This is a genomic window from Streptomyces qaidamensis (assembly GCF_001611795.1).
In the GTDB taxonomy this organism is placed as follows: Bacteria; Actinomycetota; Actinomycetes; order Streptomycetales; family Streptomycetaceae; genus Streptomyces; species Streptomyces qaidamensis.
Genome location: NZ_CP015098.1, coordinates 61,609 through 77,227 on the forward strand (window position 1 = coordinate 61,609; position 15,619 = coordinate 77,227).

General features: G+C 66.3%; 11 protein-coding genes. 3 read left to right on the forward strand and 8 right to left on the reverse strand.

Annotated elements, in window-relative coordinates; genetic code table 11:
- Positions 1-18 precede the first annotated feature (18 nt).
- The 4 genes from A4E84_RS00230 to A4E84_RS00245 form a co-directional block, all read right to left on the reverse strand.
- Positions 19-504 carry a three component ABC system middle component gene (locus tag A4E84_RS00230; protein ID WP_062924592.1) on the reverse strand — a complete coding sequence of 162 codons (486 nt, stop codon included), beginning with the start codon at positions 502-504 and terminating at the stop codon, positions 19-21.
- Positions 501-1,631: an ABC-three component system protein gene (locus tag A4E84_RS00235; protein ID WP_213084197.1), complete on the reverse strand. Its 1,131-nt coding sequence runs from the start codon at positions 1,629-1,631 to the stop codon at positions 501-503. Before A4E84_RS00235 ends, A4E84_RS00230 begins: the two co-directional genes overlap by 4 nt.
- A 473-nt stretch (positions 1,632-2,104) precedes the next feature.
- Positions 2,105-3,064, reverse strand: a complete 960-nt coding sequence (locus tag A4E84_RS00240; RefSeq protein ID WP_062924594.1) for a 5'-nucleotidase — start codon at positions 3,062-3,064, stop codon at positions 2,105-2,107.
- A 793-nt stretch (positions 3,065-3,857) separates the two neighbouring features.
- Entirely contained in the window at positions 3,858-7,133 is a 3,276-nt protein-coding gene (locus A4E84_RS00245) for a CHAT domain-containing protein (RefSeq protein ID WP_062924595.1), read from the reverse strand.
- 173 nt (positions 7,134-7,306) lie between these two features.
- On the opposite strand from A4E84_RS00245, the gene A4E84_RS00250 reads away from it, so the two are divergent.
- The gene (locus tag A4E84_RS00250) at positions 7,307-7,666 is read left to right on the forward strand and encodes a hypothetical protein (RefSeq protein ID WP_062924596.1); all 360 of its coding nucleotides are present in this window, start codon (positions 7,307-7,309) and stop codon (positions 7,664-7,666) included.
- Positions 7,667-7,668: 2 nt separating this feature from the next.
- The gene (locus A4E84_RS00255; RefSeq protein ID WP_062924597.1) at positions 7,669-8,496 is read left to right on the forward strand and encodes a hypothetical protein; all 828 of its coding nucleotides are present in this window, start codon (positions 7,669-7,671) and stop codon (positions 8,494-8,496) included.
- 449 nt (positions 8,497-8,945) lie between these two features.
- On the opposite strand, the gene A4E84_RS00260 is transcribed toward A4E84_RS00255, so the two are convergent.
- From A4E84_RS00260 to A4E84_RS45575, 3 genes are all read right to left on the reverse strand, one after another.
- Positions 8,946-9,188: a hypothetical protein gene (locus A4E84_RS00260; protein WP_062924598.1), complete on the reverse strand. Its 243-nt coding sequence runs from the start codon at positions 9,186-9,188 to the stop codon at positions 8,946-8,948.
- Between the two features lie 361 nt (positions 9,189-9,549).
- A complete protein-coding gene (locus A4E84_RS00265) occupies positions 9,550-10,638 on the reverse strand; it encodes a CHAT domain-containing protein (protein WP_062924599.1) in 1,089 nt (362 codons plus the stop codon).
- 444 nt (positions 10,639-11,082) lie between these two features.
- The gene (locus A4E84_RS45575) at positions 11,083-11,280 is read right to left on the reverse strand and encodes a hypothetical protein (RefSeq protein WP_062924600.1); all 198 of its coding nucleotides are present in this window, start codon (positions 11,278-11,280) and stop codon (positions 11,083-11,085) included.
- 9 nt (positions 11,281-11,289) lie between these two features.
- On the opposite strand from A4E84_RS45575, the gene A4E84_RS00275 reads away from it, so the two are divergent.
- On the forward strand, positions 11,290-11,919 hold the full coding sequence (locus A4E84_RS00275) for a hypothetical protein (protein WP_062924601.1): 630 nt from the start codon (positions 11,290-11,292) through the stop codon (positions 11,917-11,919).
- An 88-nt stretch (positions 11,920-12,007) separates the two neighbouring features.
- Here A4E84_RS00275 and A4E84_RS00280 read toward each other — a convergent pair whose 3' ends face one another.
- Positions 12,008-15,280, reverse strand: coding sequence for a hypothetical protein (locus tag A4E84_RS00280; protein ID WP_062924602.1), 3,273 nt, complete (start codon positions 15,278-15,280; stop codon positions 12,008-12,010).
- Positions 15,281-15,619 lie beyond the last annotated feature (339 nt).

Consider the following 15,619-nt stretch of genomic DNA (forward strand, 5'->3'; position numbering starts at 1 on the left):
CTTGCGGCGGGAGCGGGGTCAGGGACGGACGCCGAGAGTGGTGAAAGCTCGGGTGGGGTCGGTCACGGCGAGCCAGCGGCCGACGAGGGTCGCGGCCCGGACGCAGTCGGCGACTTCTTCTCCGGGGGCAGCGGATGCGGGTTGGGGGTTACGGGGGCAGATCAGTCCGGAGGAGGCGACGTCTATGGCGCGGTGGCGCATGGCGGTGCGCAGGCTGGTGCGTGTGTAGTCGGTTAGGGCGGCGGCGCGTTCGGCGAAGGCGGCTCGCAGGCGCGGGTGGTCGTGTGCCCAGGCCATCAGTGTGACGGTGGACTTGGCGGGCAGTGAGCCACGGGTGTCTTCGGGCAGCACGAGGGGCAGGATCAGGAAGGCGCTGGGCCAGGGCAGAGGCGTCTTCGTCTTCTTCACGGCGGCGTTGATGCCGCTGGCGAGGAGGTAGGCGCCGAAAGCCGGGTTGAACAGCGCCTGTGCCTCGGACGCGTGGTGGTGGGAGTCCGTCGTCACTGTTCCTGCGTTTCAGTGTGGCGCTTGCAGAGTTCGCTGTAGTCGGGGTGCCAGCCCACGGCCCGGTCCGCTTCGGCGGTGTCGGCCTGGTCGGACAGGCCGTGCATGCTTCCCTTGCCGATCCACGGGGCGGTGACGCTGCCCGGGTTGAGTGGCGTGTCCGCGGCTCTGTCCATGGTGTCGTCCAGGATGTCCTGGCCGACACTCTGGCGGTCCTCTTCGCTCATGTCGGCGCGGACGCGGCGGGTGCGGCGGCGGAAGGCGCTCTCCCATTCGTAGTGGAGCTCGCCTTCGTATTCCTCGAGTCTTTCCGGGGTGATCTTGAAGGTTCGCAGCCACTCGGAGCGCTGTGCCCGTGCGTAGTGGTAGTCCCGCAGGTGCATGGCGACTTCGTCGTCGGGCAGCCCGATCCAGCGCATCTGGGTGACGACCAGACGGTCCGCGTAGCCGGCGATCTCTGCCTGGGTGAGGTTGCTCAGCGTCTCCGTGATCGGGAGGCTCTTGCCGGCGTACCGGCCGAGGATCTCGTCCCGGCGGCACATGAGCTGCTCGGCCTTGACGGAGGGGAGCATGCGTTCTGGGTTCTTGCGTTCCAGCAGCTTGACAGCCATTCCGTACCACCACCCTTTGATGTCGTCGAGGGCGGCCTGAGCGTGGTCGCTTGGCGTGATCCCCAGTTCTTTGGCCAGACTAGAGTCGAGGTCTGACATCACGGGGGCGCCGTCGTTGATGGTGATGGCGCTGACGAGCTGATGGCGCTGAGCGGGTGTCAGTTTCATGAACAGGGCGCGGTCCTTCGCCGTGCCGTCGGGCCCGTCCTCGTCCTGGGCCACTTCCTCCATCCGGGCCAGCGCGTTGCTCACGTCTCGGTCGGCTCCGGGGCGCAGTTGCTGCAGAAACGTGTTCGCGGGTGCGATCTGGGTCGAGACCAGGCGCAGAAGGGGCATCGACGTGCCTGAGGGGCCGGAGAGGTTCTTCAGGGCGTCGATCCATGAGGCGAGGGAGCGCCAGAAGTCTTTGCCGGTCTCGCTCAGTGGGCCGGCTGCTTCGCGGTGTTTGGACTGCAGGAGCTCCAGCGGTGTGTTGTCCTGCGGGTTCAGGAACTCGATGTCGTCGAGGAGTTCCATGCGCACTTCGATGGTGGCCTCGTCCCAGCTGCGCCGGGCGAGCTCCAGCAGGGCCAGTTCGCACTGGTAGAGGTACCCGGTCATCTGCCCTGCCGCCGAGTGCGACCCTGCTTGCGCCACGTTCCCCACTACTGCTTGTGCCTGCCGAGCAGCGTCCCACCTCTGTGACTGGTCTACCGGGTGCAGGCGGCTTCTGGAACGCCGTCTTCCTTCCCGGGATCAGTCGCGCCACTCCCCCTGCGGGACAAAATAGCACCCACCACACATGCCTCTGCATTTTCCGGAGAAGCCGCCGGCGCTCCTTGCCGGACACCGGCGGTCAGGCGTGCGGAGGGGGTTGGCGTGGCCGGTCTGGAGCAGGGCCTGGCTGGCTGCAGCTCGTGACGTGCGCCGGGCCTAACCCGTGGGCCGGCACCGGCGACTGTTTGCGGTCCCGGTTCCGAGCCAAACGCATGCCGGTGCCCTGGACATTGTCAGGCCTTCGGCAGGCCCTCGACAACGCTCGGCTCGTTGATCTTCCCGAAGGGGACGTGAACGCTGGGGGTGGTCCGCGATGTGCTGGCCAGATGGCTTTCCTGGTCGTCGAAGAAGATGTGCGGCTTGAGAACCTTCATGATCTCTCCCTTGTCGATGCCGCCAAGGAAGAATGCATCGTTGACCGTCACTCCCCACTGCTTCAGGCTCATCACTGCCCGCTCGTGCGCGGGGGCGTTGCGTGCGGTGACGAGTGACACGTGGAGACGGATCCGGTAGCCGGCGCCCTTCTTCCGTTCCTCCTCCTCCCTTCGCTGGATACGGTTGATGCTGGCAAGAAATTCCTTCAGCGGTCCTGCATCGTGCGGAACCGCGGCGTTCAGTACTTCGTGGGCGCGGAACCCCTCGAGGCCTCCCGTCTGGTACACCTGCTCCGACGCGTCGGTGGCAAGGACGCCGTCGAAGTCGAAGGAAATCCGCAGGTCGCGATCGCTCAAGTCATCCTCGAAGGCCTCGCCCAGAACGTGTCCTGCCGGCAGTCCCTGTGAAACGGCCTCGCGCACGTCGCTGTCGTTCGCTGACAAGAACAGCGACATGTTGAGGGCTGGCATGAATTTGTAGGGTGAGCGGCCTTGCATGAAGATGGCCCGGCTTATCGTCAGCCCATGGGCCTCTATCGACCGCATGACGCGTAGCCCGGTATCGGGGTCGTTCCGAGACAGAACGATGACCTCGACCAGAGGGTCACCTTCCTCGCTCAGATCGTTCAGTGACAGCAGTCGGCGGATGAACGGGAACGCAACCCCGGGGCGGAGCGGGTCGGCGAGATGCTCTTCCTGGTAGGCGCGGTAGCTCTCCTCGCCCTCGTCCCGGAAGACGGCGTCCGACTCTGCGAGGTCGAACAGCGCGCTGGAGGCGATACCGATGACAAGCCGGTTCGCCAGTTCGTAGGCGGCCACAGCTCCCCCTTTATCAACCGTACTTACGCACTCAATCATCACACCAGCCTCGTCGCCGGGCACGTCGCGCATGCCCGGGCAGGCCGGAAGCGCTGTTGGCCGGGATCTACCGAAGATGCAGCCAAGAGCCCGACCTCCATCCATCCCGGTGGAGGAGCTCCTCAGGTAGAGCCTCTTCGGCCCCAGCAGCGGGCCTCGCAGGTTGCGCTCACTCGACCTGGTGACACCGGCTGCGGCGTTACGCCGGTTCGGTGCAGACCATGACCGTGACGCACCTGCCCGACGGCCGGGCCCAGGCCGCACGGCCGCCAGCGGCACGGCTACCCGTCTCCCCCTCAGCGCAGCAGTCCGGCGTCGTGGCCTCGTGCGCAGCCATGATGAGAGCAGCGGCGGTCACCAGTCGCTGGGCTGGGAGATGACGGTGGGGTTGGGTATTCCAGCGGGCTCAGGGGGCGGCAGTTTGCCCGTCCTTGTTGCACAGCGACGGCAGCACAGCAGTGGCAGGTCTTCGTATTCGTGATGGTCGAAGACTTCGCTGGGTTCGCAGTCAAGAAGCCTGCTGATCATGAATCTGGCGTCTTCGGGCGGGGCACCCAGCTCCATGAGAACGGCGGTCAGCCACTTTCCTCCTCCGCGGATGCAGAGGAGCGTGTCGGTGGGATCTCTACAGATGGTGCATGTTGGTTGCGGTTGCATGGTCAACCCCATGAGCGCTTGTACTTGTTGAGTATCTGTTCTGCCTGACGTGTGCGCGTGGGCTTCCCTGGCCTGCGGTGATCGGCATGCAGCCCGGTTACGGTCCTGTGTGAATGTAGGAAGCCCACAGAGTGGGTACGCGTGGTGCCTTGTCTCTGGCTCGGCGTACGGCGCTGCTGAGTGCTCGCGCTGCGCCGACGGCTCCGGTCGCATCGTGTTCTGCAGCGGAATCAAGGGTCGTGTAGACGTCGCCAGTGAGGTCCATAGCGGTTCTGACGCCGATGGGCCAGAGCGTTCCGATGACGTGGGTGTAGCCGATGAGCTGGAACGCGGAAGCAATGTGGATGGCTTCGTCGGCGAGTGTGGGGTGTCCGTGCTGCGTGCTGCATGCGGACAGGAAGGCGAGCTCGACGTCGTCGATGTGGAGTCGGGACAGCTTGAGTACGGAGAGGTTTCCGTCGTGCAGGGCGAGGTGGCTCTCTGACGGGCTGTTGAGGTCGCTCCACCCATGGCAGGCGAAATGCGCCCAGGCATGTCCGGGTAGCGTGCTCAGGACCTGGTCGACCGTGGCCTGCGGGCCCACGAGAGGGTCGGTTGTGCCGGGGTATTGCCGGCTGAGGATCTCAACAGCCTCCCCGGCTTCCGGCAGGTCTGGCTGTCCTGGTGTGTGCGGCATGGCGACGACCAAGTGCGGCACGTTGGGGCCGATCGGCTGTTTCGCCCGCGCGCGATGCAAGGTCTGCAGTGTGGGGGTGTAGGAGGAGATCACGCGGTCCATGACGGTCGGTGGGACGCCCTCGTCCAGGCGGCTGTGGTGTCCGGCCGCGTGGAGCGGCAGGAAGTTGAGCGGCCCCGTGGGCGACCACCAGATCCGAGGCCACGGCTGCTCGGACGCAGGCGATGTGGTCAGGCCGAGGGCAGTGAGGACAGGCTCGGCGAGGACGTCCCAGAGCCAGCCGAGGACGCTCTCCACGCGTTCTTCTGCATCCGAGCGTTCCACGATGTCCGCTTGGGCGTCCTGGGCGACGCCGACGGCTCGCACGAAGTCTTCGACCTGCGTGGTGACGTCCTCCCTGGTGAGGGCCGGCAGTGGTACTTCGAGGATCCCGTCCGAAGTCAGGGCGATCGCGTCGGAGCGGTAGTCACTGACGTTGACGGTGATGACCGGGCCCGCTCGGGCGACAGTTCGCAGGTCGTCGAATCCATGGGGCAGCAGGAAGTGGTGCAGTTCGGGTTCGGGGCGACTGCGGATTTCCTCCATGAGGGAATCCCACCGCAGAGAGGTCCTGTAGCGTCGGTCCACTGCACCGTGCTCCTGGGCAGGCGAGTCTGACGTGGGCGGCGCACCGGCGTGCAGGTCAGACTCCAGTTCCCGGCGCAGGGTTTCGTACCGTGCCGCTAGCTCAGGTGCGTGCTTGCGGAGTTCGGTCACTTCGCTGCGGGTCTCAAGGACCTGCGAGATCAGTACCCCGCGTCCGCGCTCAAGCAGGTCCAGAGCCCGTTCCGGGTTGTGGTTCTGCAGGGCCGCTGCAGCGGCGTCGGACACAAGGCCGGGGAACCGGGAGAGATGATGCTCCTGGTCGCTGCGCCAGAGGTGGCGTGCGGCGACACGGGGCAGCAAGCTCACTGCTGTGGAGAGTCCCTGGGCCGCCTCCTCCCAGTGGTTGCCCCTGGCCTCCAGGTCCCCCCACGCACGGGCGGATGACAAGCGGATGTGAGGCGGCGCCGCACTTATGTGCGTTGCCTCCCGGAAGGCTGCTGTGGCCTGGTCGCTTGCGGTCGTGTCTCCCGGCAGGGCGTGCTGCTGCTGTGCGGACAGGGCGATGCCGAGGTTCGCCAGCAGCTTCGCGCGGTCCGGGTGGCTCGCCGGGGTTGCGTCGGCTGCCTGTCGCTCCAGCCGCACTGCTTCGGCGAGTGCGTGGGTGTCGCCGGTGCGCTGGTAGATCGTGCGGAGCGTGCTGCCGAGCTGGGACAGCACCATGGCCCGGTGGGGGCTTTGCTCCGGGGTCCGTGCAACGGCTTCGCTCAGCACGGTAGGCGCCTCCAGGAGAGGGGCCAGATCGCCGCTCTGTTCGTGCCACGCCATGAGCGCGCTGCCCAGGTTGACCAGAAGGCCCGGCTTGCGGGGGTCATCATCGTCGATGGCGCCGACGGCCGCCCGTCCTGCCGTGACCGCTTCCCTGATGGTCGCCTCGTGCGGCACACGCCGGTAGCGGACGACGAGGGCGTGGCCGAGGTTGGTCAGGAATCCTGGCCTCGCGGGGTCCCCGGGGTGCGCTGCTTGTCCGGCTTCCCGCAGCTTGTCGATTGCATCGTCCAGTGAGGCCAAGTCCCCCGTCGCGTCGTAGCGTACGCGCAGAGCGATACCCGCGGCGGACAGGGTGGCCGCGCGTCCCTGGTGTCCGGGCGGCGTTCGTTCGACCGCCTCCCGGTACAGCCCGATCGCCTCCTCCAAAACCGTCGGCCGGCCGGCCTCCTTGTAGGACACGAGCAGGGCGTTGGCGAGGCCTGCGAGGGACGACCAACGGTCCCGGTGACCGTCGGGGGTTGCCTCCAGTGCCTTCCGGCCAAGACCTATGGCCTCCTGCAGGGCCTCGGGGTCACCTACTCGCTCGTGCCGTGCTTGAAGTGCACTACTGAGAGCGAATCCGCGGCCGGGCCGGTCCTCGAGGGAGCTCTTCGCGGCAGCGCCACGGAGCAGGGTGATGGACTCGTCGAGGGCGTCCAGGTCGTCGACCCGTTCGTGCCAGGCGTGCAGAGCCTGACCGAGGCGGAATGCGTAGAGACCCCATGTGGTGTTGTCCGCACCCGTCGCTGTGCCCGCTTCCAGGGACTGTCGGCCGGTGCTGACGGCTTCCGCAAGGACATCCAGATCCCCGGTGCAGATGTGCAGGTCCATCAGGCCGGTGCTCAGGGTGGACAGATAGCCGGCCAGGCGCGGGTCGAGGTCTGAGGTGTAGTCGACGGCGCGCCGCAGCAGCAGGTTCGCTTCCTCTATGGCGTGGCGGTCACGAGTGCCGGCCGCTTCCAGGAGATCGACGGCCTGGTTGTGCCAGGTTGTTACTTCGTCAAGGAATTCGGCTATCTGGCTCGGCACGATTGAGGGAACCTGCCGGTAGACGGGGCTCAGGTAGCGGACGGCGGCCGTCAACTCGTCTCGCCCCTGTGTCTCGGGAAGGGCCACGTACCTGTCCCAGTGGAGCAGACCCACCGCACACAGCACTTCCCAGTCGGCTGTGGGATGCGTGCGGCTGTCCAACAGGGCTGCGGCCTCGGCGTCGGCGGCCTGTCCCGTGACGGCCTTCAGGTTGCCCGTCGCCCTGAACTCCTTCAGCCGTTCCATCACTGTGGCGAGCACGCTCTCCCGTGTCATCACTCCTCCACGGGCCGCGGGACGTAGTCAAGAAATCCGCCGGGCGGCTATATGAATGCTCAATTACCACAACACGGCATTCTCTGCATTACGTGCATATAGTTCATATCGTAGTTGCGTGCACGTCCTGATGCACCCCCTCCCCCATATCTCGTTCCTCTGGGGTGGCTGAGATGACCGATCACCGCAAAGACACCGCATGGCTCTGCGAGCAGCTGCCCGGGCTGCGCAGTCTCGCCGTGAGGAAGGGCACCGTGCAGACCCAGCAGCAGCTGGAGGCGATCGTCGAGACGGCCCGCAGAGGCGGGGAGTTCAAGGAGCCCCTCGTGGACCTGGCACGGAGCCTGGGCGTCGGGGTCGACGACCTGATGTCATGGCGGGCGGACGGCATTCCTTGCACACCTCGGCCGCGTGTCCGGTACGTCTGCCCGGAAAGGCTCTGCGCCCGCGAGTGGTCACCCGAGCCGAGCAAGAGGACTCCGTCCTGCGAGATCGCAAACCAGCAGCTTCGCGCCGAACGTGAACCGGAATAACCATGCAGGAGTTCCTCAGCGAACTGGGCCGCAGGCTGGCCGAGAAATGGTTCTCTCTTCTCGTGCTGCCCGGTCTGCTGTTTCTCGCCTCCGCCGCGGTCGCTGTCATTGCCGGCCAGCAGCACTGGAACGACTGGTCGTATCTCATCCGGCGCAGCCGTGACTACGCCGCAGATCTCGACAAGCAGCCGGCGGTTACGCTCGTCCTGGCCGCGGTAGGGGTGTTGCTTGCCGCAGCGGTCGTCGGCCTGGCAGCCGGCGGTCTCGCAGGCATGGTGCAGCGTCTGTGGCTGGGAGACTGGCCCCGCCCCTTGCACCCATTGGCAACGCGCCTCACCCATCGGCTGCAAGAGCGGTGGAAGAACTGCGATGCCGCCGCCCAGAACAGGATCTCGCTGGCCGAACCTGACCGGCCGACATGGATGGGAAACTCGATCGGGGCAGTCAGGACCCGGGTGGAGCTCGCCTACGACCTGCACCTCGCAGAGACCTGGCCCCGCCTGTGGCTGATCATGCCCGAGACATCCCGGAACGAAGTGGACCATGTCCGCTCCGAGTTCAACGACGCAGCGCGACTCGGTGCATGGGGACTGCTGTACTTCGCGCTCGGAGTCGTCTGGTGGCCTGCCTTCCTCATCGGGCTGGCCACTTGCCTAACGGGCTGGCGGCGCGGCCGGACCGCCATCGATGGCTTTTCAAAGCTGACGGAAGCAGCCGTCGACATCTACGGCCCGCGCTTGGCGAGAACTCTGGGCTTCGGATCAGGCAATGTCCCGCTGGATCCGAAAACCGGCATGCTCATTACCCTCCTGGCACGCAAGAACACGTAAACACGTACTTGCGTGCCTCACCCGCCCCCACCTCTAGGAGCGCGCCCTACGGGAGAGCCGCATGCCACCTCGCCGCAGGACGCGGATCCGTCGTCCCGGATCTCCTCCCGGGCGATGCTCGACCAGCTCAAACTGCCGGTTTACCGGATCGGGACCCCCAGCAGGTCCCACCCTGCTTTTCCGGGGTCCGTGTGTCTTTCGTGTCCGCAGAGGCCGCGCCTGCCGTCCGTGCGGCCCGCTCGCCGGCAGGCGGGCCGCCGGCCTTTTCGCGCAGTTCCATTCCTCACCGTCGTACGCGCCGCGCCGGGAAACGTCCTTACCTCTCCGCCCGGTTCGCCGCTGACGAGGCCGCTCCGCTCCGGTCGCGGGCGGGAGCAGCCGCAACTGGCAGGGGTCCCGGAGCGCGTGCAGGCGTTGTCTGCGTCGGTGCCGGAGGGTGACCGGGCCGGTCAGAACTCGGTGAAGGTCAGGGTCTGGGCGTCGAGGTCGAGGTGGCCGCCGCCGGGTTTGCGTAGCCGTCGCCAGGCCGCGTAGCCGGTCATGATGGTTTTCTCCCGGTCGGCGGTGCGCAGCACGCTGACTTCGAGGTGTGCGGTCATGTGGTCGATGGTGACGAGTAGTTCGTGGTCGACGTGGCGAAGATTTTGCAGGTCACGGCGCATCGGCTTGCCCTGGGTTTTGGGCTGCGCCATGACCGGCTTCCGCATCGGACGGCGAGAGGCGTGGGTCGGCCGCTCAGAATGCAGAGCCGGGTCAGGGGCTGCCGTCGATGAGCCCCTACGGGTCCGAGAGCTCCGGCCGTGCGGCCGTAGCTGCCCTGTTGTGCCCCGACGGGCGTCAGCAGGCGGACACTCTCGCGGTGTTTGGACTCCAGCAGTACCGACGGGTCGTCGCTGTCCTGGTAGAGGAACTCGATTCGTCAAGGACTTTCATGGGGGCTTCGACCGTGATGTCGTCCCAAGCTCGGGTCTAGGACCTTCCCGCGCACATGGGGCCGTCCTGCCTGGCAAGGTCCACTACCACCGCGCCGTCGCCCCGTCCCCACACTTGAGGTTACTCCGGTGGCTTGACCAGAATCAGATCGCCTGGGTCCACACCATCTCGCGTCCGTAGGACCGGCAGTTCAGCGCCGTCGAGCGAGGCGGCAATCATAGAGACCTTGGCCTGTTCCACGGCAGTGGATACCGATTGCGCTGAAGCGATCGCGGAGTAGAAGCGGGCCGCGAATGTCACTGCTGAAGCATCGTTGATCTCATCTGACATTCCGATGACCGTAGGTGCCGTCTGGAGGAGATCGTCAGCTCCATCCAAACTCTCGCATGCGTTGAGCACTACGAGACGAGGGGGCTCATCCGTGGCGCCAAGCATGCGGGCGAGCAAGCCGAAGTCAAGTTCTGCGCCGGCATCAGTACCGGCGTCGTTCTCCATCAACAGGCCCCAGGACGAGGCATGGCCGGAGAAGTGCACGACGTGGGGGCGGTGGTTGTTCAGTCCTTCGAGGAGGTCCATGGCGGTCGCCGCGGGAAGGTGCTCGATGGTCACCAGGTCGCGGTATTTGGACTTGCGAAGCATGTCCTTGACCTGTCGAACCTCGTAGTCCACACGGAGCCATACGCCGTTTGTCTCGATCGAACCGTCAGGATGCTCGATCGTGGTCTCGACGGCTTCTGGGTTGGCAGTGAGGTACAGGACACGCAGCGGCTCCGGTTTCGGCAGCTGCACTGCGACGTACCTGATGTGGGCAGCTGGCTGGGACAAGCGGGCAACTTCCCGGGCGTGGTTCTTCTCCTTCCGCCGTCGGGTGTCGTCCTGCCGGTCCTGAGCCCGTTGTTCGATGCTCACCGCTGCCCTGAGGGACGCCTGTTTGCCCGCGATGGTCTTGGTATTGTTCGCCATTTTGTCCTGGATGGCGGCGATCTTCTTCTGCGCGTCAGCGGCCTTCTTGGCTTCACGCTCTGCGCCGGACAATGCGAGACGGCGGCTGGATTCGCTGCGGCTCCGCGCCGCCTGCCCTCGCTTCCTCAGGGCCGCCGCACTGGCGTCGTTGGCCGTTTTCTGGGCTTTGGCCAGGTCGTTACTCAGGCCCGCATTCTTCTTTTCCAGCTGGGCGATCTCCGACCGGAGCGTGTCACTGCGCGCCATAGGACTTCCTCCCGTTCTCTTGCCACAGTCTTTCAGGCGGCACTGACAGTCAGTGCGCCGCACAGGGGGAGGCCGCTATCAACGCGAAGGCCAACAGGGACACAGCACCTTGTATTGTCCTGGTGCTCGTGCGGTGCAAGCACTTCCAGGCAGGCCGCGGCAGCGTAGCGGCCGACATGCCCGGGCTCCTCGCGGGCCGGCGTTCCGCTTGGGCCCCGTCGTTTCGGTCATGGTGGCGAACGGCTACTTCACGGGGCCGTGCGTCGAGGAGGAGAAGCGTGTGAACCTTCGTCTACACCGGCATCGACGTCGCCGCCACACCCCTATTTAGCGGCATACGCGGCGCCCAACTCGCCGGCCGCGCCAGCCTCATCAACTGCGGCCCCCTCCCCGCCCGCCACGGAAACACCCGCCCCTTCACCGACATGGAAAACGCCCTCGACCTCACCCGGCACACTCCCCCGCCACGCCTCCTACCTCCACCAGCGCACCGCCGGCCGCATCGGAAGCCTCATCCACCAAGCAGCCATCACCGCCATCCGCGACGGCACCGAACGCATCACCAAAAAGGCGCTCGAAGCCATCCAGCTCGACCACCTCGCCGAAGCAGCCCCCGAACCCGCCAACCCGCCAGAACGGCATGATGCGGACATGAAGATGACCACCGAGACGCCAGGCGGCGACGAGTTCGCTGCCCTCTGCCGGCAGGCCTGGGACACCCTGATCCCCGCCCGCGCCGGCTACCTCGCCAACGTCTCACCCCACTACGACGAGGTCCTCCACGACGTCGCGCAGCGCACCGAGCATACCGGCGGCCTCGGCAAGACGGACATCGCAGCCCTCGTCGTCTGGAAACGGCTCTCCGCGCAAACCCGCTGGGTGACAGACCTCATGTCCCAGCCCGACACCCACGTACGAGCCGTCACCGAACGGGCCGTCACCGCCGTCCGCGACACCACCCTCACCCGCAGCCAGGCCGCCCGCGCGGGGCGCGGCATCATCGCCGAACTGCCCGGCTTCCACACCGGCGACGCACTCGCCTCAGCCGTCCTCACCGCAGCAGCACCACAGCGGATGGCCGTCTACGACCGCCGTGTCCAACACGCCCTGGATACCCTCGGCTTCACCCTCACCCGCGCACCGGGACGCTACGGCCGCTACATGCAACTCCTCGACGACCTCCTCAAGCATGGCGGAGCACGCGCCGACGGCTGGACCGCACGCGACATCGACGCCGCCCTGTACTGGACCGGCAGACCCGACCCGGCACCAAGTCGCTGACCAGCACAACTCGCACCGATCCTTTAGATGCCGGAAGCCCTCGGCACGGCAGGGCCGCTCTGCCGACCGCTCTGCCGGGTGGGTTGGTTCAGGACGGGCCGGGCTGGTCATCTGTGTCCGTGAGCAGGGGTGCGAATTGGTAGTGCCCGCGATAGGTGGCTCGGTTGATGATGTCGCGGGCCAGTTCCTGGTGTTCAGGAGAGGCTAGTCCGGCCAGCAGAACGGCGCGGATCTCGCTCTCCCTGATCCGTGGGGCGTAGTCGTACATGTCCAGCGTGGTGACCCATCGGTGCATCAGTTCCAGGACTGGTCCGAGGTAATCGGTGGCTGCTTCGGCCAGGAAAGAGTAGATGCGCCGGTCACGGCCGAGGCTTCCGGTCGTCTCGAAGACAACGCTCAGCTGTTCCAGGCGCCAGATGACCGGGAAAACATCATTGTGGGCCAGCGGGCCGATCAGAGCGTGCAGCTCTTCGGGTTGCGGTGCAGGTCCATTCGCGTTGTCATCCCGAGCGCTCAGGCGCCAGGTCCACCACTGCATGATGCGGTCGCGGGTATCGGGTGGCAGGTCACGGTGGTGAACGACTTCGCTCAGCGAGGAAGCGAGCTGAACTCCAGCCACGGGTGAGGAGCGCAGGTAGTCGACCATGGTGCTCTCGTCGTCCAGTCCGAGCAGACCTGCCAGATAGATGGCCATGAGGTGATTACCCAGCCGCCGGTGCAAGTCCCGGTGATCCTGACCGCCCACTGCGGGTGTGCGTGCTGCAGTGCGGTAGACATCCATGAGGAGGCTCACGACGGACTCGGTGAGCGACGACATGCTGCTCAGGTAAGCCATCCAGCTGGCACGGCCCAGTGCGGTGTCGAGGTTGAACAGGACCTCGATTCGGCGTCGCGTCCACGCCGGGTCGAGAGCATCAAGTCGGGTGATCAAGGACCCGACGGTCCGACCGACGGGGCTGGCGCCCGCGGTAGCGGGCGTGCCAGCTGCGTCCAGCAGCAGGGTGTCCAAGGCGGTGAACAGCACCTGGAAGGCGGCGCCGTGTTCGCGGCGCCACAGCGCCCACGCGACGGCGGCGCGCAAGGCTGTTTCCAAACTCTCGTCCCAGACAGACTGCTGGTCGCCGTCAAGGTCGTCTTGTGGTGACCTGGCGGCGCTCCAGACCGACTCGAGTACGTCCCACAGTGCGTCGCCGAGCGGGGTGGGAATCTGCTGAGTGTTATGCAGCGCCAGTCCCGCCAGCACAAACCGGGCAACGGCCAGGTGCAGGGTGCCGGTGTCGGAGGTATGAGGACGGCCGGTAGCCGACTGTACGAGCGGGAGGATGGTGGCCCAGCTGAGTTGCTGGCCAGCCTGAACAGCCGTACGGAATCCGTCGAGAACGGCGGCAAGGTGGTCATCAGCCAACTCGGCGAACTGCGGAGCGTCCTCCTGGTAAATGAGGGCCTGGCTGGTCACGGCGGCTTGCAGCTGACTGCAGAAGGCCTCGGCGTTCGTGCCGAACCGGGTCGGTGTGGGCTGGAACTGCCGGGCGTGACTGATCAGTTCGGTGGCGGTCATCGCGGCCAGGTTCTCCGGCGAGCCCTGCTCTTCAGATTCCGACCAGGCCAGGGGCTGGGGAATCGTGTCCAACGACGGTGCCGGACCGAGGCTCTCGCACAACTCTCGGTAGCGCCGCAGCTGCTGCTCGGGCAGGACATCGACCAGTGCGGCATAGCGGTCTCGCTGCCAGGCGCCCGCCCACTGCTCCACGTACTGCTCCGGCGGCTCGGCGCCACCGGAAGTGCTACGGAACCGCTCCACGAACCGTTCGGTGTCCGGCCCAGCGTCGATGACGGCCAGTACCCCTTCGAGCGCAGCCGGACGCAGCGAGCTGGCACTGGCGCGGGCCAAGAGTGCCCACTCACGCCGCGACCGGGCGGCGGTGATCTGGTCGGGGTCCGTCAAGATGCTCTCCACCGCGTCCGGGGCGTTGGCACCGTGACGCTGGAGAATATGCAGGCGGAGCCTGCGGAAGACCAGCCACGGCTGGGACTCCAGGATGGAAAGGACCCGGCGGATGTCTGTGGCCGCCAGGTGGTCTGCCGTGTCGCGGACCGCCTCGGTGAACAGGGCACGGTCGTCAGAGCGCATCCCCCCGTGGCCCGGGTCCAGCACCGGGTACCACACGGTAGACAAGTCTTCTCCGCCGGCGCGGTCAGGGTCCATTCCGGTGGCCAGAAGCGCGCTGGCCAGGCTGCCGGCCAGCACCTCCAACCAGGCCGTCCCTAGGTGACGGGCCAAGTCGACGTTATGCGTACGGAGGATCTCCTGGAGATCGTAGTCGTCGATCCGGCCGCCGTGCTGTGTGGCCTGCAAAAGTGCGGTCATCACCGCCAGTGCCTGCTCAGTGTGGCCGCCCTGGGCACAGCGGACTGCAAGTTGGGCGTAGCGGTCCGGGGCGATCAAGTAGGGGCCGCGGATCGCTTCCACCGCCCGTGGCACCAGACGCGCTGCTTCCGCAGGGGACAGCAGGAGTGCCACTTCGGTCACATCTAGGTTGACCCGCGGATTGTCCGTCGAGGGGATCCGCTCGGCGATGGACAACACAACTGCCGGAGCAACGCTGGCCATCCGCACTAGATACGTTGAGGCCGGCCAGGCAGGAAAGGCCACCGTGCCCGCTTCGTCATCGTTTTCCGGTGCCGGCGGCGTGCTGAAAAATCCGTGCTTGTCCAGGTGCGGCAGCCACCCAGCAGTGTTCAGCAGCCCGAAGAACCGTTCCTGGGTCAGGTAGTCCTGAGGGAAGGATCCCATCAGCAGCTTCACATCTGTCTTGCTCGGATTGCGGACAGCAGCCAAGGTCTCCAGACGCTGCAGCACGGTGACGTAGCGGGTCTCGAAGCGATCGAGGACCACATCGAGCATGTCCTCCAGATCGGCCAGTCGCAGACGAACCGCTTCGTCCATCGGCGTCTGTTCCATACGGACCCGGTGCGCGTAGCTGTGCAGTTTCGTCGCCTCCGCCAGCCAGACCTTGCCCGCAGGACTGTCAGTTGGGATGTCCAGCCAGTCCAGCACACCCTGCACTTCGAACAGGTGCCGACGGCTCTGGGGCGGGTCCTTCCGGATGGCATCGGGCAGGAGAACCTCGCGAAGCGCGCTCTCCAGTTCCCGGAACAGGTGCGAGACCAGCATCCCGGTCGAACGCAGCGGCAGGTCCTCATCCAGCAGAGTGCAGATATCGGCATACCAGCCCGCGGGCCCAGGGCCGAACCGGCGCAGGCGGCTCAGAATCCGCTGCCGCCTATCGAGGTCGGCCGGGCCTGGGCGTTGCCCGGACAATCGCTCCAGAGGAACCTCGCGGTCCTGCTCCTGCGACACCCGCTCCACCCCCTATCGGCCGGCCCAGGCCAGCGCCCCGACTGGAGAGCCGACCGTCCCAAGGACACACCGGACTACGCCCTGATCGTTCCACAGCAGCCCCGTCCTCGCGGCCTCGATGACCGACCTGCTCCCCGGCCCCATCCGCCAGCCACCGGCCATCCCAAACACACAGCAAGCCTCTGACCAGCACGAACCCGCACCGAACGATTAGGTACAAGAAACCATCCCCAACGCCACACCACCTCTATCAACAAACTCCCAACAACCACAGATCAGACGCCTCCTGACCACCGCCGAGGGACCCAGCAGCGCCCTTCCCTCTTCTCAAAGGGCGTT